Raw genomic sequence first — 22,962 nt, forward strand, 5'->3', positions numbered from 1 at the left:
GTTGCTGGCCGCGACCAACAGCGCAGGGAATGCGCTCAGCCAGCACCTGAGTGAACGGACCAAGACCCTGATCGGCCATGTGCATCGCTCGGCGTTTGCCCTGTTTGCGGGGCAGCAGGTAACGCCGCTGCGGGTGTCGCTGACAGTGGGCGAATACATGAGCCTGCTCAATGAAGCCCTGGAGGCGCGGACCGATGCGTTTCTGCAGCAGGTAGACAAGCAGTTCCGTGATCCCTTGGGCCGCAAGGTGCGGGCCATGGTGCTGAGTGGCGCGATCAATATTGCGGCAGCGGGTAACCGTAGCCAGATGATCGAGGTGATGCTCTGGACGCTCGAAAGCGCCGAGAGCCTGCAGGCGCGGCTAGTTCAATTGCGGGCAAGTGCCGTATCAGGGGCCACTACGCTGGCGCGTACTATTACTGTAGGTGCAAACGCCTTTCGGCTAAGTGCAGAGGTGGCTCGTAGCTTGGCAAGCGATACGACTAATAGTTTGCGGAGTGCTGTAACAAACCCGACAAGCGCCAGCCTGATGCTTGGGCTAGGCGGAATATGGTTCCATCAAGACAGCCTGCGCAAAAATTATCAGGCGCTACTTGAAACTGCCAACGTAGACCCGGAAGCGCTTGCCGCAATATGGTCTTCTTCCCTTGGTGTGCTGGGGGCAAGCGTAGAGAGTGTGGGGCTTACCGCACAGTTACTTCGCCCGGAAAAGCTGTGGCCAAGCGCTATTAGCACCGTGAATTTAGGTGAGCGCATCGCTAAATTCGGTGGCGTCATAGCAGCACTCGCGGGGGCATCTGACGCAGCACAATATGCCTTCGCTGCGCGAAGGTCAGATGACCAGGGGGACGTTGCGTCCGCCCAAACCTATGGCTATGCAAGCGCCATTGCCTTTGCCACGATCTTCCCGGCGGGCTATGCCGCCCTTGTCCCAGGCACATTACTAGGGCCGCTGGGAATCGCGATAATCTTGGGCTTGGCAGCATACGCATTGGCGATTAGGGCGAAGCAACAAGAATCCTCCGCGACAGAACTATGGGCTCGACGTAGCAGGTGGGGATTACCACCCGAACATCGGTATTGGTGTGAGGCAAAAAGTATTGATTTGGCTATTGGCGCTTTGAATGCCGCAGCGCTTGGCATGAGAGCCGAGGCCTCGATAGAAATCGGTTTCAAACAGGGGGAAATAGATTCAGTAATCAGTGACGGCAACACGGTGGCAGCAGGCTTTGTACTGAATGCGTATATGAGCATGCCAAATTTCACGGTGGGTACTTCACATTATCAATGGAAGCTGGACTTGCATCGAACCGGGGGAAGCAAAGAAACCATCACCCTATCAGGAGACAGCACTAGATTAGTACTGCCATCAAGCTCGGCACTGAGTGTTGCCGGTGTTTTTGCAGACGACATACTAGAAAGCCTACACAAAAGCGTCGACACAGAAAGCAGGATCCTGAACATCCAAGGGGCGTTCCCCTTGACAGATCACCACAACATTACCTCTCTGGAGTTGAGTCTGATTTATTGGCCTGATCCTGATGATGAGTCAGCTCGAGCACAGATAACAATGACAGAGAACAACATCAGATCTTTGGAGCACCTCAATTGGCCTCCCCATTACTAGTCCCTCCTTGCGCTGGCTGGAAGGAGGATCTGCCTGGCCCAGCCACTCCTCCAGCCGTTGATAGGAATTTGGGCAGGCAGATACCAAACCATCAAGATACGATTTACCTTGAAGTGCCTCGGTCCCCTATTTCACCTAGAGGTATCCTCTCGGCACTCTCCGTACCTGCGGCCATATTTACGCTGCAGGTTCCTCACATGATCTTCAAAAGCTGGAGTATTGGCAGCATAGAGCTAGTCATCATTGGAATTCTTGTACTCCTCCTTGGCGTCTGGTGTACGTTTTTTGGATACCAAGTTGATATATGCCCCCCTCGCGACCTACCCATCAGGTTCAACCGTGCACGCCAGAGAATCTACGCCTACAACTTCAAACGCCAATGGTGGAACCCCTTCGACAAAGGCAAGGTCGTGCCGGTCAGTTACGACTGGTCCCAAGTCCGCGCCGAGCGCTGGTCACAAACCGGCGCCCTGCCAAACGGTGGGGTCATTTTCAAATGGGGTGTCATGTTGTCCATCGTCGCGCCGGGCACGAACAACGTCATCGACCGTTTTCACCTGAGTACGATGGGTGCCGACCAGCATGCCTGGGCCTACATCTGCACCTACATGCAGGAAGGCCCCTCAGCTCTGCCACCACCCGGCCCCCCCAAGGATCACAACGATGTGCTCTGGTGTGAGTTCGCTCTGCGCCTGGCACCCAAAGTGAGCTGGCCAGCTGATATGGACCTTGAATCGCGAACCGCCCCTTGAACCGGCCACGGCGGGTGCGCCCCACTCAATCTCCCGCCGGCACATCCACCACCTTCCAACTGTCATCCGGATCGAAGCGTTTCATCTCCTTGGCCAGCTTGTCGCCGTGCGGCCCGAGGTCTTTCTCGAACACTTCGCCGTCATGGCTGATCATGAAGCTCATCACCCCGGTGTCATCGTACCTGGCCGGCCAGGCAACCATGGCAAAGCCACGGCTCATCTGGTTGCCGATCAGGTAGCTGTAGGCACCGCCGGGGGCAGATGGGCCCTGTGCATCGAGGATGCGGAAGTGGTAGCCATACCAGGCGTCGCCGACCATCTCCTGGCCGAACAGCGGGCCCAGCGGGCTGACTTGGCCATCGCCGTCGTCGTCCCAGTACAGCCCGTCATGCTTGCCGGGCTCGCTGAATATCTTCTGCGCGTACTCCAGCGCACCGTTGCCGTTGTGGTCCTGGCTGGCATAGTCCATCTGCGCATCGTGGTAGGCCAGCATCGACTGCATGGCGCCCAGCTCGTTGCGGCCAATACGCCGGGCGCGGATTTCAGAGCTGCCGGCCTTGAGGTCGAAACGCCAACCCTGGCTGCCTTTGGTCAACGGTATGGGCAACGTCCAGTGATCACTGCCCACCGCGAGGATGGCCTTGTTCGCCCCCGACATGTCGATGCTGTGCTGCGCGTGATACTGCGCCAGGAACGTGTCCACGTCACTGCGTTGCACACCGCCGCGCGGTATGTAGGTACGCCAGTCATCGCCCAGCAACCGGGCCAGGCGGGCTTCATCAGGTTTCTCCTCGCCCAGCGCCGCGACAAAGGATTCCACGGCCTTCTCCGGTGTAGGGAAGACTTCCTGCGCAGCGGCCAGGGTTGACCCGGCCATACCGGCTGCGATTACCAGTGCCGCTATCGATTGACGGTTCATCGACGGCCACCTCCCCCGCGGCGTGCGGGCGCACTGGGCCGGGAAATCTGGTGCCCGGCGGCACGCGATGCGCTCGGGCGCTGGGCGAACGACTGGCTGGTGCGGCCACGGCTGGCCTGCGCGCTGGTGCGCGAGGGTGAACGCACGCCGTCGAAGGCATTGTTACGCGCCCGGCCGGCGGTATTGGAAGGCCGGTTTTGCGCCAGCTGCCGCCCCTGGCCTTCGCCCTGCCTGCGCTGGTTCACCTGGTTGTTCTGCTGCCGAGCCTGGGTGTTGCGGGTTTCCTGTCGGCGGTCGGTTGCCCGCGGGTTGTCGCTACGAGGTTGCATGCGGTTGCCGACCGAATTGCCCGCTTGCGCCTCGCGCATCTGCTGGCGTGCCTGGCGATTGCTGGTGGCCGGCCGTTCGATGCCGGCCCGGTCCATCGACGCCCTGGCCTTGTCCCGCGCCTGGGCGCGCTGGGCGTCATCGCCACGGAAGGCAGTACGCTGGGTGGCACCGTCCAGCTGGCGACCGTACTGCTGGCGGCTGCGGGAGTCGCGGTACGGCACGCCGTCGCGGTTGGCGGCGTTGTGCTGCCATTTGTTCTGGTTGTTGGTGATGCGGTTGTTGGCGTTGATGTTGTTGTAGCGGTTGACGTCGATGTCGATGTCGTTGTTGCCCCAGTCACAGTCGCCCCACAGCGAGGCAACGATCGCCACGCCGGTACCGAAGGCCAGGCCCGCCACCAGCGCGGAACCGGGGTAGTACATGGGCGGTGGCGGGTAGTACGCCGGCGGCGAAGCCGGGTAGGCCCAGGTGCCGTAGGTGGTGGTCGGGTTGTAGCTGGGCACGTACACCACTTGCGGGTCGGACGGCTCGATGATGATGGTGGTGGGCGGGCTGCTGGCCGTAACCACCTGGGTGCTGCTACCGCTGGAGGCCGGTGCCGGGGCGGTCTGCACGGTCACGTTCTGGTACTGGTTGCTCTGCAGGTTGCCGGCGGCCTGGGCCTGGTGACGCAGGCGCTGCACGCCGCCCATGACATCGTCGGGCTGCGCGAGGAAGGCATCGCCCAGCCGCTGCACCCAGACCGGGTCCTGCCCCAGGGTTGCCAGCACCTGCGGGAAGGCCACCAGCGCTTGTACGCTTGGGTCCCAGGGCTGGTTCGCCACCTTCTTGACGGCATCGTCGCCGGTGGCCTTGGGGTTGGCCTTGGACCAGGTCACCGCTTCGCTCACTTGCCCCGGATAAGTGGAGGCCATCAATACCTGGGCCAGCAGCGCATCGGGGTACAACGCGATGGGCGCGAGCATCTGGTCCAGTTGCTCCTGGGTGAACACCGGGTCCTTGGCCGCGACCGTGTCGGCTTGTGGTGCCGGGTCTGGGGCAGGTACGTCTTCTGCCAGCACCAGGCCGGGCGTGGCGCTCAGATACAGGATTACCGACAGGACCGCTGACAGTGGGATGCGCATCGCTTCTCTCCATGAGATCAGACCGCGTGGATTAAGGGTAGCAATGGCGATGCTTTTGGCCAGATGTGCGGGCGCAAACTTTTCGCGCTCTAAAGGTGAGGGTGGTTGCTGCTTTTGAATCTATACCAGGGCTGGGCTGAGATCTGTAATTGACTGTACCGGCCCTTTCGCGGGCACGCCCGCTCCCACAGGGCCACCACAGGTTCGAACATTGTGGAGTACCTGTGGGAGCGGGCGTGCCCGCGAAGAGGCCGGTGCATGCACAAGACCGTATCCAAAAAAGGAGCCCACCCTGATGAACACGCCCCGCCTCATCGCCATGATCATGCTGGCCGTGCTCTGCACCTCGGCCTGGGCGGCCACCGACCGCGCCGAACGGCGCCGCGAGGCCCGCGATGTGCGGCAGGAAACCCGCCAGGACGCGCGGCAGACCAAACAGGATTGCCGCCACGCCGACCAGCAAAGCAACGCCGGCTGCCGACAGGACAAACGCCACACCAAGCAGCAAGGCCGTGAGCGCGCCCGCGACATAAAATACTGAGCGGGCGGTGCTCAGCCGCCCAAGGCGATGATCGCCAGGATCAGTGACGCCCCGACTACCGCCAGGACCACGCCGGTCAACAGGGTGCGGCCACCGGAATAGCGTGCCAGCAGCCAGCCCGCAAGGAAGAGCATGGCCAGGGCGACCAGGTTCGATACACGGATGGCCGTACCGGTGGTCTCGATCAGCAGGAACGGAATGACCATCGGGAAGGTTGCCAGTACCACCAGCAGGAAAGTGGCCAGGGCCGCCTTGAAATCATCCAGCCCCAGGCGTGCCGGCAGCGGGCGGCCAGCATCACGCAGCATGCGCCCGCGCAGCATCTCCAGCCCGTCTTCATCCAGTGCCAGGCCGATGCGCTCTGGCAGCGTATCGGCAATCAGCCTGCGCCCCTGATTGATATCACCGGCTTGCAGGCGGGCCAGCAAGGTCCGGCTGCGGGTACGTTCGGTCCAGGTACGCAGCAGGTAGATGACGGCATCGGCCAGGCCCCAGGCCAGGTTGCAGCCGAGCGCGGCAATCAGCATCAGCCGCGCGTCTTCGCGCCCTGCGGTGGCAACGCTCAGCGAGCCGATGAAGGTCATCGCCATCAACAGGCCGAAGATGACTTCGGTGATCCGGTCGATCGGCTCCAGCACGCCCCATTTACGCGGTTGCTCGTCTTGCCCCATCGCACCCTCCCAGGAACCATCGATAGTCACTATCGAGAATGGCAATTTCTGCCGAACGACATGGCCGAATAACCTAGCTCCATCGACTCGCCGCCCACCACCCCGGCCCCTGGAGCTACCTGATGAACACCTTGGCCCGCCTGCTGTCCGCCACCCTTGCCGTTATTGCCATCGCCATCATCAGCGGCTGTGCCAGCCACCCCGAACTGCGCCCTTACACCGCCGAGGAAACCCGCCAACTGCAACTGGAAGCCTTGCAACGCCGTGGCCTGTCGCTGGACGACTACGAGCAGCAACGGCGGGTAATCCAGCGTGCCGGCAACCTGCCCGTGGTGACCGAAGCTGCCGACGCCGACCGTTCGAGCAAAGGCTGATTGGGCTCGCCAGCGGTTCCTTAGCGCTACCTGTACAGATAGGGCTGCGAGGTGAGGTTGCTCCATTATAGTCAGCCAGGCATTGCAGGCCCCGACAGCCATGCCCTGTCACGCCCTTCACCCTTTTAGCGGCGCGGCGCCAGCGCCAGGGCGATACCGCCCAGCACCACCACGCACGCCACCAGCAAGCGCAAGGACAATGGCTCGCCGATCAGGCCAACCCCGCCCAACGCCGCAATCACCGGGACGCTGAGCTGCATGGTCGCTGCCTGCTGCGCGCTGACTTGCCTGACCACGCCGTACCACACGGCATAGCCCGCACCCGAGGCCAGCACACCGGAGCCCAGCGCATACAGCAAGCCGAGCGGGCTCAGGTGCAAGCCGGCGCCCAGCAACAGCATCGGCACCAGCAGCACCAGGCACGGCAGGCTCCGGGCGAAATTGCCGGCAGTGTCGGCCAGCGGCCTGGGTGAGCCTTTGCCCAGCAGCGTGTACACGCCCCAGGCCACGCCGGACAGGGCCATCAGCAAGGCACTGGCAAAGGGTGGCGCCGCGGTACCGGGCAACAGCAGCACCAGCAGGCCGGCGAAGGCGATCAGCATGCCCAGCAGCATCCGCGCGGTGATAGGTTCGCCTTTGTACCAGGCGAAGCCGAACATGGTGATCTGCACCGCGCCGAACAGCAGCAACGCCCCCGCGCCTGCGCCCAGCTGCAGGTACGCCGCAGAAAACAGGAACGCGTACAGGAACAGTGCCAGGCCGCCGCGCCAGCTGCCCCCCATGGCAAGCGCGGGCTTGCGCAGGCGGATCAACAGCAGCAGGAACAGTGCACCACTGGCCAGGCGCACCACGGTGAAGGATGCCGGGTCGATGGCCCCGTCCTTCAGCGCCAGCCGGCAGAACACCGAGTTGGCAGCGAAGGCCACCAGGCTGAAAAGTGCAGGCCAGACCCAGGCCCGGGCCTTGCGGTCGGTGAGCGTGGTGGTGCCGGTGCTCATGGTGTGGTCACCTCTGAGATCGATTGTTGTCATGGCGGCCATGCTGGTAGGGCCAGCACCGATATACAACATAGTGTTTATCTGACGCCACCACCGAATCGCCCGGACCTATACCGCTGCCACCGCCTCGATCTCCACCAGCATGCCGTCCAGCGCCAGCCGGGGTACCGGTATCAGCGTGCAGGTCGGCTTCATGCAAGGGCCCCAGGCCCTGTCAGCCTCGGCTACCCACTCACGCAGGCGCGTTTCGGAATGCTCGACGATCAGCAGGGTCAGCTTGAACACCTGGGCCAGGCTGGCGCCTTTCGACGCCAGGGCAACCTCCAGGTTGGCCAGTGCCTGGCGCGCCTGCTCGGCGAACAGCGGCGACAGCTGCCCGTTGCGGCCCTCCCCGCCCTGGCCGGCGATGAACAGCAGGCGGCTGTCGGCATGCACTTCGGCGACATGGGAATAGGCGTTGCCGCTGGGGTCGTACAGGCCTTCGGGATTGCTCAGTTGAAACGCGGTTGAATGGCTCACGGTAAACCCTCGATCAGTTGGAAGAGGGGCGGAGTATCGAACCTTGAGTTAACTCGAGGTCAAGCGCGGTTTTCAGGGGCGGGCTTGTTCGCGAAACAGGCGCCGAGTGTAGGACGTTTCGCACAGCGCACGAGCTTCCGTGAACCACGCGTTCATATGCGAAGTGGCCGTCAGGCGCTAGATTGCGAGGCCCGGCATGGAGGCCTGTACGTAACAAGGATAAAGCGATGAGCAAATACAATTTTCAACTGGCCTACACCATCAAGCCAAACAACCCTGCCCGAGATGAAACCGATGCGGCGCAGGCCCGTCTGCACCTGCGCGAGAAAATTGGCCTGGACACCGTCGAGCACATTGAGACCACCCTGCTCGGGATGGTCACACTCAAAGGCGCCACACTTGCAGAGCGCAAGCGCGAAGCCGAAAAGCTGCTTCACGACTACATCCATGAAGCGCTCAAGCAACTGCGTGTGCTGTCGACCGTGAAGTTCTACGGTTGCCTGATGGTGGACGGGCTGGGCGCAGCCATTCGCTTCGACATCCTGCCCAAATGAACAGCGACGGCATCAGGCGCCCCCGCGCCTGATGCCGCGCACCGTCATTTTTCCTGCAGTACCGCCCTGCCCTTCACCGCCCGAGGCCCGCGCCAGGCCCAGAACAGCAAACCAGGGAATGGCGCGTAGACCACGAACACGATCCACAGCATCTTGCGCTCGGCGCGCCGGTCACTGCCGATGATGTGCCAGATGGCCCAAATTTCCAGCAGGATCACAAAGGCCGCGACGATGATCCAGATCGTTCCGATTTCCATAGCGCTCTCCCATTTGGCATGTAATGGGTTGGGTTGCAGAGGCTGCCGAGGGTTCAGATTGATTTGGCTGGCGACATGGCACCGCGGCCCGTTGTAGGAGCGGCCTTGTGTCGCGATGGGCTGCGCAGCAGCCTCAGGATTTTTGCCCTACGAAAGACCGCAGGGGGCTGCTTTGCAGCCCATCGCGACACAAGGCCGCTCCTACAGGGTGCAGTGACAGCTCTCAATGCCGTGGTGCAGTCTCCAGCGCCGCCTTCAACGCCGGCGCATCGGCAAATGCCCGCTGGCTCACCAGCTTGCCTTGCTCCAGTTGCAACCACTGTACCTGGCCATCCTGCCCGGGATAACGGCTGGCCACCCGCCCATCACGGTCCAGCAGCACCCGGTAGTTGTAATCGCGCATGGCGGGGATGGCGAACAGCTTGCTGATCAGCGCCGGCATGCGCTGGATGTCGGCGACGAACACCGCATCGCGCGCCTCCAGGTAACCCTTGGGCTGTTCGGCCAGCGCCGCCTTCACCAGCTTGGCACCGTCCATGTCGCGCGCCACCAGCAGGATGTGCGTACCGGCACCGAGGCTGTAAGCCTGGTCGTGCTGGTCGAGCAGCGTCCACGGGGCGAGCTTGTCGCCCGGTTCCAGGGCATTGGCCAACAAGGGCATCAGGCAAAGCAACAAGGCAGCGGCGTACTTCATCAAGGGTATCCTCAGTCACGGGAGCATCAGCATAGCGGCAACCGGCCAAGCCAGACAGGTTGCCTGAACACGACCTGGAACACGACACGGCCACCCGGGAGATTGTCTTTCCCCCGGCCACCCGCCACACTCTCGAGGCCAGCCAGGAAGCGGAGTCCAGAGTGCCCACGCCACGCCAGTTCAGCAAGAAGACCAGTACCAGCAACATGCTGCGGCTGAAGTCCACCAGCGCCAATGCCCAGGCCCCCTATCGGGTCGATTTCGTATTGCTCGAACACTTCTCGATGGCCAGCTTCACCGTGGCCATGGACGTGCTGGTCACGGCCAACCTGCTGCGCGCCGACAGCTTCCAGTTCACCCCGCTGTCGCTGGAAGGCGACCGCGTGCTCAGCGACCTGGGGCTGGAGCTGGTGGCCACCGAGTTGTCCGCCGAGGCGCTGAAGGAGCTGGACCTGCTGGTGATCTGCGGCGGCCTGCGCACGCCATTGAAGTACCCCGAGCTTGACCGCCTGCTGGGCGATTGCGCGGCCCACGGCATGGCCCTGGGCGGGTTGTGGAACGGCGCGTGGTTCCTCGGCCGCGCCGGGGTGCTGGATGACTATGGCTGCAGTATCCACCCCGAACAGCGCGCCAGCCTGTCCGAGCGCAGCCCGCAGACGCGGATCACCCCGGCCAGCTTCACCCTCGACCGCGACCGCCTCAGCGCTGCCAGCCCCAATGGCGCCATGGAGCTGATGCTCGGCCTGGTGCGCCGGCTGTATGGCGACGGCCTGGCCGAAGGCGTCGAGGAAATCCTGTCGTTCTCCGGTGCCCGCTACCGCCAGGTCGGCCCGGGCGCGAAGAAGTCCATGAGCCTGCACCTGCGCACCATCGTCGAACTGATGGAGAACAACCTCGAGGAAACCCTCAGCCTCGACCAGCTGGCCGCCTACAGCGGGCGCTCGCGCCGGCAGATCGACCGCCTGTTCCAGGCCCAGCTGGGCACTTCGCCGCGGCGTTACTACATGGAGCTGCGCATCACCAAGAGCCGCCGCCTGTTGCAATATTCCGACCTGTCGGTGATGGAAGTGGCAGTGGCTTGCGGGTTTGTTTCGGTGTCGCACTTCAGCAAATGCTATGCGGCTTACTTTGGCTACCCGCCGTCGCGTGAGCAGCGGTTGGGCGAGTGAGCGCCAAGGCGTCATTCATGTGTCGCCTGGGCCGGCCCTTTCGCGGGTAAACCCGCTCCCACAGGTACTGTGCAAATCTTTGGGACAGCGGTGATCCTGTGGGAGCGGGTTTACCCGCGAAGAGGCCGGCCCAGGCACTAGAGAACTTTCAGGGGCGGCGCTCGATCTGGATATACCGCAACACCGCATCACAGATCATGGCCTTGTGACGCAGCTTGACCTGCTCATCGGACAGGTCGATCTGGAAGATCTCGCCAAAGGTGTGGCGGTTCGACACCCGGTAGAAGCAGAACGAGCTCATCAGCATGTGCAGGTCGATGACCTCGATGCCGGCGCGGAACACACCTTCCTGCACCCCACGGCGCAAGGTACTGCCCAGGGCCTCGAGCACCAGGCTGCTCATTTCGCGAATCGCCGGCGACTGCTTGACGTACTCGCCGTAGTGGATGTTTTCGGTGCAGATGATCCGCACGAAATCGACGTTGCGGTCGTGGTGATCGAAGGTGAACTCCACCAGCCGGCGAATCGCCTGCTCGGCCGGCAGCGACTCCAGGTCCAGGCTTTGCTCGGTCTTGCGGATGTCGCCGTACAGCTTGATCAGGCACTCGCAGTACAGCTGCTCCTTGCTGCCGAAGTAGTAGTAGATCATGCGCTTGGAGGTGGCGGTGCGCTCGGCAATGGCGTCGACGCGGGCACCGGCCAGCCCTTGCTGGACGAACTCGTTGATGGCGGCCTGGAGGATGTCCTCGCGCGTTTTCTCGGGGTTGTTCTTGCGCGTCTTGCGCCCCCCTTCGGTTTCAGGCTGGCCGAGGCTGACTACGGAATCACTCATACCCACTCACAGGCTGTTTATTGGAATGGAGGGATTATCCGCGAGCGCGGCCATGCAGGGAAGCGCGCTGTTGGTCGGGTAGCCATCACCCGCGGCGGCTGCCCACCCGCAAACGGCGCCTGCCCAGCCAGGCGCAGGGTCAGTCGCGCTGGGCGGTATTGCGTTCCAGCGGCGGGGTCAGGTGCAGCACGCGGTTGCGCCCGCCTTCGGCCAGCAGGTAGCCGCCCTTGCCATCGGCAACGATCGACTGCGGCGCCTTGAGGAACGACAGCACGGTCTGCCGCGTGCCGTCGGCGCCGATGCGCAGCAGCCGGGCCCGGTGAGTGTTGTCTTCGCTGATCCACAGGCCGCGCTGGTCGCAGAACAGGAACGTCGGGTTGCGCAGGCCATCGACCACCACCGGGTCCCGGCCATCGTCGGACAAGGCGCGGACCTTGCCGTTGGCCTTTTCGGTATACAGCAGACGCCCGTCGCTGCAGCGGGTCAGGCCTTCGGTTTCGGTCAGGCCGGAGCGCAGCACATCGAGCTGGCCGCTGCGCCAGTCATAGCGCATCAAACGGCCATTGCCCTTGCGGTCCTCGATGGCGTACAGGTGCTCGCCGTCGTTCCACAGGCCCTGCACGCTCTCGCCATCGAACAGCCGCGTGACCTGGCCATCGCGGGCCAGGCTGACCGGGGCAAACCCGCCTTCCTGGCTGAACACCCAGCCTCCCTGCGCCGCCACCATGCCGTCGGGCTTGGACAGGTTGTCGATGACCACCACCCGATCACCTTGGGCGGTGATCCTGAGGATGCTGCCACGGCCATCGTCCAGTTCGCGGCTGACCAGCAGGCTGCCATCGGCTTGCGGCAACAGCGACGCGGCCTTGGTCACGTCGCGGTGCAGCACCTCGACGCCCCAGCCGGAGGCGGCCTGGACCGGGTAGAAACTCTGCCAGGCAAAGAAGCCCAGGGTGGCCGTGAGCAGGCCGGCGGTGGCGGCCAAGGCGATGCGGGTGCTGCGCTTGCGCAGGATGTGCGACATGTAGGGCTCCTCGGGAATGCCGGGGAGCCTAGCAAGCGAATGTGAAAAAAATGTCGAAATGGACCAACCATTACAAAACAAAAGGATATAAAAATAACAAAACAATCTAACAAACAGGAATATAAAAATTGAAAGCCAAACGCCACCTCCTTAGTCTGGGCACATCGTTTCCCTTCCAGATCAAGGAGCAATGCCCATGCCCGCCCGTGCCTTCTCCCCCCTGCGCCGCCTGTTGATCGGCGGCTTGCTGGCCAGTGTCGCCAGTACCCTGTTGCCCTGGTCCCAAGCCCTGGCCGACGAGGCCAGGACCTTGCGCATCGGTTACCAGAAGTTCAACAGCATCAACATCCTCAAGGGCAGCGGCGCCCTGGAGAAGGCCCTGGCACCGCAAGGCGTGAAAGTCAGCTGGCACGAGTTCGCCGCCGGCCCGCAGTTGCTCGAAGCCTTGAGCACCGGCGCCATCGACCTCGGCCATGCCGCCGACGCACCCTCGGTGTTCGCCCAGGCCGCAGGCAAGCCGGTGGTGTACCTGGCCGCCGAGCAACCCTACCCACGCGGCATCGGCCTGGTGGTGCGCGAGCAGGACCACCTGGCCAGCGTGCAAGACCTCAAGGGCAAGCGCGTGGCCACCGGCCGCGGCTGGAACGCCCAGTACCTGCTGGCCGTTGCCCTGGAACAGGCCGGCCTCAGCTACCAGGACATCACCCCAGCCTACGTCAACAACGCCGCCGATGCCGTGGCTGCCCTGCAATCGGGCAGCGTCCAGGCCGTGACCCTGTGGGACCCGTTCCTCGCCGCGGCAGAAAGCCAGCCGGGCCTGAAGAACCTGCGCGACGGCAGCGGCCTGTCCAACAACCGCACCTTCTACCTGTCCACCGCCAGCTTCGCCGACCAGCATCGCGCCTTGCTGAAGACCTTCTTCGCCGAACTGGGCAAGGTCAGCCAGTGGGCCAATGCCAAGCCTGCGGAAGTTGCCGCGCTGCTGGCCCCGCAACTGGGGATCAACGCCAACGTGCTGCAAGTGGCCAGCGAGCGGCGCAACTACAACGCCGTGGCCATTACCCCGCAGATCGTTGCCGAGCAACAGAAGCTGGCCGATACCTTCCAGGGCCTGGGCCTGATTCCACGCAAGCTGCAGGTGGCCGACGCGGTCTACCCGGCTTCCGTATTGCCTTGAGCGGAGCGCGCCCACCATGCCCCGCCCGATTCGCTTCAACGCCTTCAGCATGAATGCCGCCAGCCACCAGTCCCCCGGCCTGTGGCGCCACCCGCGCAACACCAGCGTGGCCTTCAACCGCCTGGGCTACTGGACCGACCTGGCCCGCCTGCTCGAACGCGGCCTGTTCGATGCCCTGTTCATCGCCGATGTGCTGGGCATCTACGACGTCTACCAGGGCGGCCCCGAAGCCGCCCTGCGCGGTGGTGTGCAGGTGCCGGTCAACGACCCGCTGCTGCTGGTGCCGGCCATGGCCGGGGTTACCGAGCACCTGGGCTTCGGCGTCACCTTCTCGCTCACCTACGAACACCCCTACCCGTTCGCCCGGCGCATGTCGACGCTCGACCACCTGAGCAATGGCCGGGTCGGCTGGAACATCGTCACCGGCTACCTCGACAGTGCCGCGCGCAACCTGGGCCTGGCGCGCCAGCTGGGCCACGACCAGCGCTATGACCTGGCCGAGGAATACCTGCAGGTGCTGTACAAGCTCTGGGAGAAAAGCTGGGACGACGATGCGGTGCTGCTGGAGCGTGACAGCGGGCGCTATATCGAACCCACCCGGGTGCACCCCATCAACCATGTGGGCGAGCACTTCCAGGTGCCGGGCATGCACCTGTGCCAACCTTCGCCGCAACGCACGCCGGTGCTGTTCCAGGCCGGTGCTTCGGCACGCGGCCAGCAGTTCGCGGCGCGGCACGCCGAATGCGTGTTCATCAGCGGGCCGACGCCCACGGTACTGCGCCGCTACGCCGACGGCATCCGCCAGGCCAGCGAGGTGGCCGGGCGTGGCCGGGACGAGGTGCTGATCTACGCCCAGGCGCTGTTGATCGTCGCCCCTACCCGGGAGGAGGCCGAGGCGCGCTTCGCCGAATACCGCCGTTATGTCGACCTTGACGCCGCCCTGGCGCTGCTGTCGGGCTGGACCGGCATCGACTTTGCCGGCCTCGACCCCGATGCGCCCATCGAATACGTCGAGAACGATGCCGGCCGCGCGGCCCTGGCCGCCTTCACCGCCGCCGACCCGAACCGCCGCTGGACCGTGCGCGAGGCTGCCGAGTTCGTTGGCCTGGGCGGCCGTGGCCCGGTGCTGGTGGGTGCTGCCAGCGAGGTGGCCGACCAGTTGGAAAGCTGGCTGGACCAGACCGGCATCGATGGTTTCAACCTGACCTACGCAGTGCAACCGGACGACCTGGCAAATGTGGTCGAGCTGCTGGTGCCGGAGCTGCAACGCCGTGGCCGCTACCCGCTGAGTTATGCCGAAGGCACCTTGCGCCACAAGCTGTTCGGCCAGGGCGACCGCTTGCCGGAAGGCCACGCTGGCCAGCAGGTTCGCATTCAGCCGGCAAATACCGGGTATTCCAACATTTAATTTGTGGATGGCACACACTCGACCCTATTCTGTCGCCACATCCCCTGCGCCGCACCGGCCGGTGCGGTTCACGGCATGGGGAGAGAACAACAAGTCGAGATCGTCCATGTCGAACCATTCGTACTTCGCCCCCCACGGTGGGCACCCGGCTCAGACCGAGCTGCTGACTGACCGTGCCATGTTCACCGAAGCCTATGCCGTCATCCCCAAGGGCGTGATGCGTGACATCGTCACCAGCCACCTGCCGTTCTGGGACAAGATGCGCATGTGGGTCATCGCCCGCCCGCTGACCGGTTTTGCCGAAACCTTCTCCCAGTACATCGTCGAAGTGGCCCCGGAAGGCGGCAGCGAGCGCCCTGAGCTGGACCCGAACGCCGAAGCCGTGGTGTTCATCGTCGAAGGCGAACTGGACATCACCGTCGAAGGCAAGCACCACACCCTGGTACCGGGCGGCTACGCCTTCCTGGCCCCGGGCGCCGAGTGGAGCCTGCGCAACAACAGCAAGTCCAACGTCACCTTCCACTGGCTGCGCAAGCACTACCAGAAGGTCGAAGGCCTGGACGTTCCCGAGTCGTTCGTCACCCACCGTGACAACGCCACCGTCATCGAGATGCCGGGCACCGAAGGCCGCTGGGTCACCACCCGCTTCGTCGACATGGCCGACATGCGCCACGACATGCACGTGAACATCGTCACCTTCCAGCCGGGCGGCGTGATCCCGTTCGCCGAGACCCACGTGATGGAACACGGCCTGTACGTGCTGGAAGGCAAGGCGGTGTACCGCCTGAACCAGGACTGGGTCGAAGTGGAAGCCGGCGACTTCATGTGGCTGCGCGCCTTCTGCCCGCAAGCCTGCTACGCCGGCGGCCCAGGCAAGTTCAGCTACCTGCTGTACAAGGACGTGAACCGTCACGTGCACCTGACGCTCAACCCTAAGCGTTAAGCCCAGGCTGATGCCCGCAAGCCCGCCAACCTGGCGGGCTTTCTGTTTGCCGCGCATACTGAAACACCCACCTCCCGCGCGGTACCAGCCATGAACCGCTGCCTGCTGCTCGCCGTCCTGCTGCTCTGCACCCCCGCCCCAGCCGCCGATGACTGGAACCTGGCCTACGACCGCGAAGGCATCCGCGTTTACCTGAGCGCCGCCCCCGACTCGCCCTACCAGCAATTCCGTGGTGTCAGCACCATGAAAGCCAGCGTGCGCACGCTCACCGACCTGCAAGAGAACCTGCGGGTGGCCTGCAAGTGGCTGTACGCCTGCGCCGAGATGCGCTTGCTGGATGTACAGGACGAAAACACCTGGGTGTACCTGACCACCAACCTGCCGTGGCCGACGATGCCGCGGGACATCGTGCTGAAGGTCACCACCGAACGCCTGGACGACGGCACGCTGCTGCGCCACCTGAGCGCCGAGCCAGGCAGGATCCCCAAGGTAAAGGGGCTGATCCGCGTGCAGCACCTCAGCGGCGAGTGGCGGATGAAACCGCTGGGTGAGCGCAAGACCGAAGTGACCTACCAACTGCAGGCCGACCCTGCGGGGGATGTGCCGGGGTGGCTGGCCAACCGGTTTGTGGTGGATGCACCCGTGGTGACATTGCGGACCTTGCGGGCGGTGGCCGAGCGCCAGCCTTGAAATGCCTGCACGGCCCTATCGCCGACAAGCCGAGCTGCCACTCCGATCGCGCCGCTCTCAAGGCCAGTGAACTGATTCGCAAGCGGTCCGCGCACCCTGTGGGAGCGGCTTCAGCCGCGAAGAATCCAACGCGGTGGATGGCACCGGCTGCGCCGGTGTTCGCGGGTAAACCCGCTCCCACAGGGATTTGCACAAGCCTTCAGATTTGCGCAAGACAGTTTCCACCGGCAGCATCACGGCCCTTCCGGGCTACCGCCATCGCGCTTTTTCTGCCACGGTGCCCGCGCGGCGCGGACCAGCGCGCCGCGCCTGGCCAGGACGTCACATGAAAACACAAGAAAACGACAACACGCATAAAGGCTACCGGCGCATCATCCCGTCGATGACCGCGCTGCTCGAATTCGAAGCTGTAGCCCGTCACACCAGTTTCACCCTGGCTGCCCAGGAGCTGGGCGTCACCCAGGCCGCGGTCAGCAAGCAGGTCAGGCAGCTTGAAGAAAACCTCGGCCGCCAACTGTTCCAGCGCCTGCACCGCGGCATCCGCCTGACCAGCGAGGGCCAGGCGCTGTACGCGGTGGTTTCCGATTCCATGCAGAAGATCGCCTCGGTCTTCGACCGCCTCAGCGAAGGCGACAGCGAACAGGTACTGGTGCTCAGCTCCACCGCCACCTTCTCCCAGTTGCGGGTGATGCCGCGCCTGGGCAGCCTGCGCAGCGCCCTGCCCCAGGTGCGCCTGCGCCTGGCCACGCAGATGTTCACCGGCGACCTGCGCAACCACGATGTCGACCTGCTGGTGCGCTATGGCAATGGCCGCTGGGAAGACGGCATTGCCCTGCACCTGTTCGATGAAGAGATCTTCCCGGTGTGCTCGCCAGCCTGGCTGGCGCACAACCCGCTGCCGGACTCGCTGGAGGCGCTGTACCGGGCCGACCTGCTGGACGCCGATGCCACCACCGAAGGCTGGATGACCTGGCCCACCTGGTTCCGCGCACTGGGCGGCAACCCGCCGAAGCTGCACTACAACCTGCGCTGCCAGCTGTATACCGACACCATCCAGGGCGCACTGCATGGGCATGGCGTGGCACTGGGCTGGGGGCGCATGCTCGACCACCTGCTGGCGTCCGGCGAACTGGTGCGCCTGACCGACCTGGTGGTGCGGCCGCGTGAGGCCTATTACCTGGTGGTGCCTCACGGGCGCACCACTACCCCGACCATTCTGCGGCTGGTGGACTGGCTGCGCGACAACTTGCCCACCGCATGATCGGTTCACGCTGTAGGAGCGGCATTGTGTCGCGATAGGGCTGCAAGGCAGCCCCAAGGCTCAGCGCAGATGCACAAATTTCTGGGGCTGCTTTGCAGCCCTGTCGCGACACAAGGCCGCTCCTGCAAGGGCCGGTGCAAGCCGAGGCGTCAGGCCGCCGTGGCTGTCTGCGGCTGGGAGCAAGCCCTGGCCCTGCGCCGATAGGCCAGCAACAGGCCTGCGTACCACAGCGGCATCACGTACAGCGCGGTGCGGGTGTCCGGCTCCAGCGCCAGCAGGCACAGCATGAAGATCAGAAACAGCTGCGACAGCGCAGCGGTGACCTTGCCACCAGGCAGCTTGAACGTCGACTGCTCATGCGCCTGCGGATCCTGTCGGCGATAGGCGAAGTAGGACAGCAGGATCAGCGACCAGGTAACGATGATCATCACCGCGGAAATGGTCGACACCAGGGTGAACACGGTCATCACCTCGGGGATCACGAACAGCAGCGTCAGTGCGATCGCCATGCACACCCCCGAGAACACCAGCGCGCGCACCGGCGTACCCGAGCCCGACAACCGCCCGAACGCCACCGGCGCCTGCTGCTGGTGCGACAGGCCGTAGAGCATCCGCGAGCCGGAGTACACGCCACTGTTGGCCGACGAGGCCGCAGAGGTCAGCACCACGAAGTTGATGATGCCAGCGGCAGCGGGCAACCCGCCCAGCAGGAACAGTTCGACGAACGGGCTGCGATTGGCCGGCACATTGGCCCAGGAGATGACACTGATGATGCACACCAGCGAGCAGATGTAGAACAGCAGGATACGTACCGGGATGGTATTGATGGCCTTGGGCAAGGTCCGCTCCGGGTCCTTGGCCTCCGCGGCTGCAGTGCCGATCAGCTCGGTACCGACGAAGGAGAATATGGCGATCTGGAACCCGGCGAGAAAGCCGAGGATGCCATGCGGCATGACCACGCCCGGGGCCACCAGATGGCTGAACGAGGCAGTCACCCCGGCCGGCGAGGTGTAGGACGTGGCGACCATCACCAGGCCGGTTACCACCAGCAGCACGATGGCCACGATCTTGATCAGGCCGAACCAGAACTCCACCTCGCCAAACGCTTTCACCGCCAGCATGTTCAGCCCCAGCAGCAGGAACATGGTGGCGAATGCCGGTAGCCAGGTGGGCACATCCGGGTACCAGTACTGCACGAACCCCGCCACGACCACCACATCGCCCACCGCCGCGACCACCCAACTCAGCCAGTATGACCAGCTGAGGATGTAACCGGCCCTTGGCCCCAGATAGTTGTGCACCAGGTCGGCGAACGAGTCCATCTGCAGGTTGGCCAGCAGCATCTCGCCCATGGCCCGCATGACGCAGAACACGAAAAAGCCGATGATGGCGTACACCAGGATGATCGACGTGCCGGACAGCGCAATGATCTTGCCCGAGCCCATGAACAGGCCGGTGCCAATTGCGCCACTGATCGAAATAAGCTGGATATGCCGGTTTTCCAGCCGGCGCTTGAGCACGCGGCCATCTTCCGGAACTGCGCTTTGCGCGTTGCACGTTTGCTGCATAGCTGACCTCTTATTCTTTTTTTGTAAAACCTCAGCGCCCCGCACCGCACCAGTTAGTTGGTACTCAAGTGCAGGCTTTTAGTCATTCAATACTGTCGAAGCGTGGGTATTGAGACAGATGAAGAACAGTTCCCGATGCAACTTCGCAGCGGGCTTACTTATTCTATTGAAACGCACCAGAGTGGCGCGCCCGATACAGTCCCGCGAAAGCCGTTTCATTCTGCCAGCGGCCCGGGTCAAGCGGAACGCTACAGAATGCACACAGCCAAAGGGATTTTGTGCAGTGTGAAAAGCCTGGGTGACAGTTTGCACAATGCACCTGTCACAAGGCCTGACCCAGCGGTCACATCTTGTAGGTCGAGAGCAGGATGCTGGTCTCGGTGTTTTCGATGTGCGGTATCGAGCGGATGGTGTTCAACGCCCGGTCGAAGGCCTCGAGGGTGTCGGCACGCAGCTCAGCCATCAGGTCCCAGCGGCCATTGGTGGTATGGATGGCCACCACGTTGGGATGCCCACGCAGCGCGTGCTTGACCTCTGCGGCGTGGTGGCCGCTGATGCCGATGCTGGTGATGGCCCGCACACCCTGCTCCAGCGCATCGGAGCGCAGGCGTACCGTGTAGCCGATGATCACGCCCTGCTCTTCGAGCCGGGTGATGCGGTTTTGCACGGTTGCCCTGGCTACCTTGAGCTTCTTCGCCAGGGTCAGCACGGGGGTGCGCGCGTTGTCCCGCAACAGCGCAATCAGTTCCCGATCGATAGTATCCATGGATGCCTGCCAAATAATCAGATTGCTATTTTGGGGTGGCAGATTGTCTAGAAAGTTGATGAAACTGGCAACCTGCTCTCTTCATCTTGACGCAACCTTTCATCAAAATGTTCACGCCACTTCAACAATCTCAAGCGTTCACCCCGCAGGCCACTGGGGTGAAAGCGCAATAATAAGGTGCAAGAGCATGACGTATTTCATTGATGTTCCAACCATGTCGGACTTGGTACATGACATTGGCGTAGCGCCGTTCATTGGCGAACTGGCCGCAGCTATTCGCGAAGATTACAAACGCTGGCAGGAGTTTGATAAATCCGCGCGTGTTGCCAGCCATTCGGAAGTCGGCGTGATCGAACTGATGCCGGTCGCCGACAACAGCCGTTATGCCTTCAAATACGTCAATGGCCACCCGGCCAACACCGCCCGCGACCTGCATACGGTGATGGCCTTCGGCGTGCTGGCCGATGTCGACACAGGCTACCCGGTGCTGCTGTCCGAACTGACCATCGCCACCGCCCTGCGCACTGCGGCCACCTCGCTGATGGCAGCGCAGGCGCTGGCCCGGCCGAACTCGCGCAAGATGGCGCTGATCGGCAACGGTGCGCAAAGCGAATTCCAGGCACTGGCCTTCCACAAACACCTGGGCATCGAAGAAATCGTCGCCTACGACACCGACCCGCTGGCCACCGCCAAGCTGATCGCCAACCTCAAGGAATACAGCGGCCTGACCATACGCCGCGCCGGTTCGGTGGCAGAAGCGGTGAAAGGCGTGGACATCATCACCACGGTGACCGCCGACAAGGCCTACGCCACCATCATCACCCCCGACATGCTCGAGCCCGGCATGCACCTGAATGCCGTGGGTGGCGACTGCCCGGGCAAGACCGAACTGCATGCCGATGTGCTGCGCAGCGCCCGGGTGTTCGTCGAATACGAGCCGCAAACCCGCATCGAAGGTGATATCCAGCAGTTGCCGGCGGACTTCCCGGTGGTCGACCTGTGGCGTGTGCTGCGCGGCGAGACAGAGGGCCGCCAGAGTGACGCCCAGGTCACCGTGTTCGACTCGGTGGGCTTCGCCCTGGAAGATTACACCGTACTACGGTACGTACTACAGCAAGCCGAAAAACGCGGCATGGGCAGCAAGATCGACCTGGTGCCTTGGGTGGAGGATGACCCCAAGGACCTGTTCAGCCATACCCGCGGTCGAGCTGCCAAAAGCCGCATCCGACGCGTTGCCTAACCCTGCTCCCAACCTGGTATTTCACATGGCATTTCCAACGCGTTCCATTCAGGCACCTGCAGCAGTGGTCATGGTCAGGCCGCATGCCTTCACCCCCAACCCGGAAACCGCAGCCGACAACTCGTTCCAGCGCAGCAACCCCGACATCGCCGCCCAGGCCCTGGCCGAGGTGGCACGCGATGAAGTCACCCAGGCTGCCGGCCGGCTCGAGGCCGAGGGCGTGCGGGTGCATCTGTTCGACGACTTTGGCGAGCACAACACCCCCGACTCGGTATTCCCCAACAACTGGTTCTCCACCCACCCTGGGGGGCACATCGCGATCTACTCGATGTACTCGCGCAACCGCCGCCGCGAACGGCGCGCCGATGTGATCGAGATGCTCAAGCACGAGTACCGGGTGCAGGATGTGATCGACTATTCGGGGCTGGAGCAGGACGAACTGTTCCTTGAAGGGACCGGCGCCATGGTCTTCGACCACCTGTCGCGGGTGGCCTATACCGCGCGCTCCAACCGCGCCGACCCGATTGCCCTGGAGCGCTTCAGTACGCACTTCAACTTCGAGCCGATGGTGTTCGACACCGCCGATGAACAAGGCACGCCGATCTACCACACCAATGTGCTGATGTGCGTGGCGACGGAGTTTGCGCTGGTGGGCTTTGGCACCTTCACCAACAAGGCGCGGGCCGAGGAAGTGCGCATGCGCCTGCTTGAGTCGGGCCGCGATGTGATCGACCTGAGCAACCGGCAGATCAGCCAGTTCGCCGGCAATGCCATCGAACTGTCCGGGCGTGATGGGCGCATCCTGGCGCTGTCACGCAAGGCCTTCGACAGCCTGACCGGCGAACAGCGCCAGCGCATCGAACTCTCGGCGCGGCTGGTGCCACTCGATGTACCGACCATCGAAATGGCAGGGGGCTCGGTGCGCTGCATGATTGCCGGGATACACCTGTCGCCAAGAATGACCGCTGCCTGCGCCTGACCCACGACCTTACTGGCTGACGCGGCCCTTGTAGGAGCGGCCTTGTGACGCGAAAGGGCCGCACAGCGGCCCCGGCAATCTCTGCAGCGACGCTGAAACCTGGGGCTGCTGCGCAGCCCTTTCGCGACGCAAGGCCGCTCCTACAAGGGATCGCGTGAGATTGCCAAATCCTTTATGGCCGCACAGATCGTCAGATCTCGCCACCTGCCAGCATCCACCCTCGGCCGGTGGACCACGTTCTTGTAGGAGCGGCCTTGTGTCGCGAAAGGGCCGCAAAGCGGCCCCGGCAATCTCTGCAGCGACGCTGAAACCTGGGGCTGCTGCGCAGCCCTTTCGCGACGCAAGGCCGCTCCTACAAGGGATCGCGTGAGATTGCCAAATCCTTTATGGCCGCACAGATCGTCAGATCTCGCCACCTGCCAGCATCCACCCTCGGCCGGTGGACCACGTTCTTGTAGGAGCGGCCTTGTGTCGCGAAAGGGCCGCAAAGCGGCCCCGGCAATTTCTGCAGCGACGCTGAAACCTGGGGCTGCTACGCAGCCCTT

At 63.5% G+C, this 22,962-nt stretch carries 23 protein-coding genes and 1 pseudogene; 13 read left to right on the forward strand and 11 right to left on the reverse strand.

The annotated features are described in order from the left end of the window. Positions 1-1,627: pseudogene (locus tag CAG00_RS28910) on the forward strand (hypothetical protein); the annotation flags it as partial. 197 nt (positions 1,628-1,824) lie between these two features. Beyond that, complete coding sequence (locus CAG00_RS26920) at positions 1,825-2,379, forward strand: DUF6708 domain-containing protein (RefSeq protein WP_256579169.1); 555 nt, start codon at positions 1,825-1,827, stop codon at positions 2,377-2,379. Positions 2,380-2,404: 25 nt separating this feature from the next. Here CAG00_RS26920 and CAG00_RS26925 read toward each other — a convergent pair whose 3' ends face one another. Both CAG00_RS26925 and CAG00_RS26930 read right to left on the reverse strand, forming a co-directional pair. After that, entirely contained in the window at positions 2,405-3,298 is an 894-nt protein-coding gene (locus CAG00_RS26925) for a DUF2950 domain-containing protein (RefSeq protein ID WP_085665763.1), read from the reverse strand. Continuing rightward, on the reverse strand, positions 3,295-4,752 hold the full coding sequence (locus CAG00_RS26930; protein ID WP_085665764.1) for a DUF3300 domain-containing protein: 1,458 nt from the start codon (positions 4,750-4,752) through the stop codon (positions 3,295-3,297). The genes CAG00_RS26925 and CAG00_RS26930 overlap by 4 nt, the downstream gene beginning before the upstream one ends. Before the next feature lie 295 nt (positions 4,753-5,047). Here CAG00_RS26930 and CAG00_RS26935 point away from each other — a divergent pair, with 295 nt between their 5' ends. Next, a complete protein-coding gene (locus tag CAG00_RS26935) occupies positions 5,048-5,293 on the forward strand; it encodes a hypothetical protein (RefSeq protein WP_085616929.1) in 246 nt (81 codons plus the stop codon). Between the two features lie 11 nt (positions 5,294-5,304). On the opposite strand, the gene CAG00_RS26940 is transcribed toward CAG00_RS26935, so the two are convergent. After that, positions 5,305-5,964, reverse strand: coding sequence for a VIT1/CCC1 transporter family protein (locus CAG00_RS26940; RefSeq protein ID WP_075045073.1), 660 nt, complete (start codon positions 5,962-5,964; stop codon positions 5,305-5,307). Positions 5,965-6,086: 122 nt separating this feature from the next. On the opposite strand from CAG00_RS26940, the gene CAG00_RS26945 reads away from it, so the two are divergent. Next, positions 6,087-6,338: a hypothetical protein gene (locus CAG00_RS26945; protein ID WP_075045072.1), complete on the forward strand. Its 252-nt coding sequence runs from the start codon at positions 6,087-6,089 to the stop codon at positions 6,336-6,338. Positions 6,339-6,463: 125 nt separating this feature from the next. Here CAG00_RS26945 and CAG00_RS26950 read toward each other — a convergent pair whose 3' ends face one another. Beyond that, positions 6,464-7,336 (reverse strand): DMT family transporter, encoded by an 873-nt coding sequence (locus CAG00_RS26950; RefSeq protein ID WP_085665765.1) that lies wholly within the window; start codon positions 7,334-7,336, stop codon positions 6,464-6,466. Positions 7,337-7,444: 108 nt separating this feature from the next. Next, complete coding sequence (locus CAG00_RS26955; protein WP_025338904.1) at positions 7,445-7,855, reverse strand: RidA family protein; 411 nt, start codon at positions 7,853-7,855, stop codon at positions 7,445-7,447. Between the two features lie 227 nt (positions 7,856-8,082). On the opposite strand from CAG00_RS26955, the gene CAG00_RS26960 reads away from it, so the two are divergent. Further along, on the forward strand, positions 8,083-8,409 hold the full coding sequence (locus CAG00_RS26960; RefSeq protein ID WP_025338903.1) for a hypothetical protein: 327 nt from the start codon (positions 8,083-8,085) through the stop codon (positions 8,407-8,409). 44 nt (positions 8,410-8,453) lie between these two features. Here the strand turns inward: CAG00_RS26960 and CAG00_RS26965 are convergent, their stop codons facing one another. Together CAG00_RS26965 and CAG00_RS26970 are read right to left on the reverse strand one after the other, a co-directional pair. Beyond that, complete coding sequence (locus CAG00_RS26965) at positions 8,454-8,666, reverse strand: PLDc N-terminal domain-containing protein (protein ID WP_013972488.1); 213 nt, start codon at positions 8,664-8,666, stop codon at positions 8,454-8,456. Between the two features lie 223 nt (positions 8,667-8,889). Beyond that, positions 8,890-9,360: an FAD/FMN-containing dehydrogenase gene (locus tag CAG00_RS26970; protein ID WP_085616937.1), complete on the reverse strand. Its 471-nt coding sequence runs from the start codon at positions 9,358-9,360 to the stop codon at positions 8,890-8,892. A 161-nt stretch (positions 9,361-9,521) separates the two neighbouring features. Between CAG00_RS26970 and CAG00_RS26975 the strand changes: the two genes are divergently transcribed. Further along, a complete protein-coding gene (locus CAG00_RS26975; RefSeq protein ID WP_025338901.1) occupies positions 9,522-10,529 on the forward strand; it encodes a GlxA family transcriptional regulator in 1,008 nt (335 codons plus the stop codon). 148 nt (positions 10,530-10,677) lie between these two features. Here CAG00_RS26975 and CAG00_RS26980 read toward each other — a convergent pair whose 3' ends face one another. Together CAG00_RS26980 and CAG00_RS26985 are read right to left on the reverse strand one after the other, a co-directional pair. Then, complete coding sequence (locus tag CAG00_RS26980) at positions 10,678-11,361, reverse strand: TetR/AcrR family transcriptional regulator (RefSeq protein ID WP_025338900.1); 684 nt, start codon at positions 11,359-11,361, stop codon at positions 10,678-10,680. Positions 11,362-11,500: 139 nt separating this feature from the next. Continuing rightward, positions 11,501-12,385, reverse strand: coding sequence for a hypothetical protein (locus tag CAG00_RS26985; RefSeq protein ID WP_085616944.1), 885 nt, complete (start codon positions 12,383-12,385; stop codon positions 11,501-11,503). Positions 12,386-12,581: 196 nt separating this feature from the next. Here CAG00_RS26985 and CAG00_RS26990 point away from each other — a divergent pair, with 196 nt between their 5' ends. The 5 genes from CAG00_RS26990 to CAG00_RS27010 all read left to right on the forward strand — a co-directional run bounded on the left by CAG00_RS26990 (position 12,582) and on the right by CAG00_RS27010 (position 17,864). Further along, the gene (locus tag CAG00_RS26990) at positions 12,582-13,562 is read left to right on the forward strand and encodes an aliphatic sulfonate ABC transporter substrate-binding protein (protein ID WP_025338898.1); all 981 of its coding nucleotides are present in this window, start codon (positions 12,582-12,584) and stop codon (positions 13,560-13,562) included. 16 nt (positions 13,563-13,578) lie between these two features. After that, positions 13,579-14,970 carry an LLM class flavin-dependent oxidoreductase gene (locus tag CAG00_RS26995; RefSeq protein WP_085665766.1) on the forward strand — a complete coding sequence of 464 codons (1,392 nt, stop codon included), beginning with the start codon at positions 13,579-13,581 and terminating at the stop codon, positions 14,968-14,970. A 106-nt stretch (positions 14,971-15,076) separates the two neighbouring features. Beyond that, complete coding sequence (locus CAG00_RS27000) at positions 15,077-15,913, forward strand: bifunctional allantoicase/(S)-ureidoglycine aminohydrolase (protein ID WP_013972924.1); 837 nt, start codon at positions 15,077-15,079, stop codon at positions 15,911-15,913. 90 nt (positions 15,914-16,003) lie between these two features. Then, on the forward strand, positions 16,004-16,603 hold the full coding sequence (locus CAG00_RS27005; RefSeq protein ID WP_085616950.1) for an START domain-containing protein: 600 nt from the start codon (positions 16,004-16,006) through the stop codon (positions 16,601-16,603). A 325-nt stretch (positions 16,604-16,928) separates the two neighbouring features. Beyond that, complete coding sequence (locus CAG00_RS27010; RefSeq protein WP_085665767.1) at positions 16,929-17,864, forward strand: LysR substrate-binding domain-containing protein; 936 nt, start codon at positions 16,929-16,931, stop codon at positions 17,862-17,864. 149 nt (positions 17,865-18,013) lie between these two features. On the opposite strand, the gene CAG00_RS27015 is transcribed toward CAG00_RS27010, so the two are convergent. Both CAG00_RS27015 and CAG00_RS27020 read right to left on the reverse strand, forming a co-directional pair. Continuing rightward, positions 18,014-19,432 (reverse strand): amino acid permease, encoded by a 1,419-nt coding sequence (locus CAG00_RS27015; protein ID WP_085665768.1) that lies wholly within the window; start codon positions 19,430-19,432, stop codon positions 18,014-18,016. 343 nt (positions 19,433-19,775) lie between these two features. Continuing rightward, the gene (locus tag CAG00_RS27020) at positions 19,776-20,198 is read right to left on the reverse strand and encodes an Lrp/AsnC family transcriptional regulator (RefSeq protein ID WP_012272037.1); all 423 of its coding nucleotides are present in this window, start codon (positions 20,196-20,198) and stop codon (positions 19,776-19,778) included. A 187-nt stretch (positions 20,199-20,385) separates the two neighbouring features. Here CAG00_RS27020 and CAG00_RS27025 point away from each other — a divergent pair, with 187 nt between their 5' ends. Continuing rightward, positions 20,386-21,438 (forward strand): ornithine cyclodeaminase, encoded by a 1,053-nt coding sequence (locus CAG00_RS27025; protein WP_085665769.1) that lies wholly within the window; start codon positions 20,386-20,388, stop codon positions 21,436-21,438. A 25-nt stretch (positions 21,439-21,463) separates the two neighbouring features. Continuing rightward, positions 21,464-22,417 carry a citrulline utilization hydrolase CtlX gene (gene ctlX, locus CAG00_RS27030; protein WP_176240923.1) on the forward strand — a complete coding sequence of 318 codons (954 nt, stop codon included), beginning with the start codon at positions 21,464-21,466 and terminating at the stop codon, positions 22,415-22,417. Positions 22,418-22,962 lie beyond the last annotated feature (545 nt).

Origin of the sequence: Pseudomonas sp. B5(2017) (assembly GCF_002112825.1) — a bacterium.
GTDB lineage: Bacteria > Pseudomonadota > Gammaproteobacteria > Pseudomonadales > Pseudomonadaceae > Aquipseudomonas > Aquipseudomonas putida_Z.

Coding starts and splice junctions, on each gene's coding strand:
- CAG00_RS27000 (WP_013972924.1), top strand. CDS start 15,077: ATGTCGAACCATTCGTACTTCGCCCCCCACGGTGGGCACCCGGCTCAG.
- CAG00_RS27025 (WP_085665769.1), top strand. CDS start 20,386: ATGACGTATTTCATTGATGTTCCAACCATGTCGGACTTGGTACATGAC.
- CAG00_RS26960 (WP_025338903.1), top strand. CDS start 8,083: ATGAGCAAATACAATTTTCAACTGGCCTACACCATCAAGCCAAACAAC.
- CAG00_RS26945 (WP_075045072.1), top strand. CDS start 6,087: ATGAACACCTTGGCCCGCCTGCTGTCCGCCACCCTTGCCGTTATTGCC.
- CAG00_RS26930 (WP_085665764.1), bottom strand. CDS start 4,752: ATGCGCATCCCACTGTCAGCGGTCCTGTCGGTAATCCTGTATCTGAGC.
- CAG00_RS27010 (WP_085665767.1), top strand. CDS start 16,929: ATGAAAACACAAGAAAACGACAACACGCATAAAGGCTACCGGCGCATC.
- CAG00_RS26985 (WP_085616944.1), bottom strand. CDS start 12,385: ATGTCGCACATCCTGCGCAAGCGCAGCACCCGCATCGCCTTGGCCGCC.
- CAG00_RS26995 (WP_085665766.1), top strand. CDS start 13,579: ATGCCCCGCCCGATTCGCTTCAACGCCTTCAGCATGAATGCCGCCAGC.
- ctlX (WP_176240923.1), top strand. CDS start 21,464: ATGGCATTTCCAACGCGTTCCATTCAGGCACCTGCAGCAGTGGTCATG.
- CAG00_RS26920 (WP_256579169.1), top strand. CDS start 1,825: ATGATCTTCAAAAGCTGGAGTATTGGCAGCATAGAGCTAGTCATCATT.
- CAG00_RS27015 (WP_085665768.1), bottom strand. CDS start 19,432: ATGCAGCAAACGTGCAACGCGCAAAGCGCAGTTCCGGAAGATGGCCGC.
- CAG00_RS27020 (WP_012272037.1), bottom strand. CDS start 20,198: ATGGATACTATCGATCGGGAACTGATTGCGCTGTTGCGGGACAACGCG.
- CAG00_RS26940 (WP_075045073.1), bottom strand. CDS start 5,964: ATGGGGCAAGACGAGCAACCGCGTAAATGGGGCGTGCTGGAGCCGATC.
- CAG00_RS26970 (WP_085616937.1), bottom strand. CDS start 9,360: ATGAAGTACGCCGCTGCCTTGTTGCTTTGCCTGATGCCCTTGTTGGCC.
- CAG00_RS26950 (WP_085665765.1), bottom strand. CDS start 7,336: ATGAGCACCGGCACCACCACGCTCACCGACCGCAAGGCCCGGGCCTGG.
- CAG00_RS26980 (WP_025338900.1), bottom strand. CDS start 11,361: ATGAGTGATTCCGTAGTCAGCCTCGGCCAGCCTGAAACCGAAGGGGGG.
- CAG00_RS26935 (WP_085616929.1), top strand. CDS start 5,048: ATGAACACGCCCCGCCTCATCGCCATGATCATGCTGGCCGTGCTCTGC.
- CAG00_RS27005 (WP_085616950.1), top strand. CDS start 16,004: ATGAACCGCTGCCTGCTGCTCGCCGTCCTGCTGCTCTGCACCCCCGCC.
- CAG00_RS26925 (WP_085665763.1), bottom strand. CDS start 3,298: ATGAACCGTCAATCGATAGCGGCACTGGTAATCGCAGCCGGTATGGCC.
- CAG00_RS26990 (WP_025338898.1), top strand. CDS start 12,582: ATGCCCGCCCGTGCCTTCTCCCCCCTGCGCCGCCTGTTGATCGGCGGC.
- CAG00_RS26965 (WP_013972488.1), bottom strand. CDS start 8,666: ATGGAAATCGGAACGATCTGGATCATCGTCGCGGCCTTTGTGATCCTG.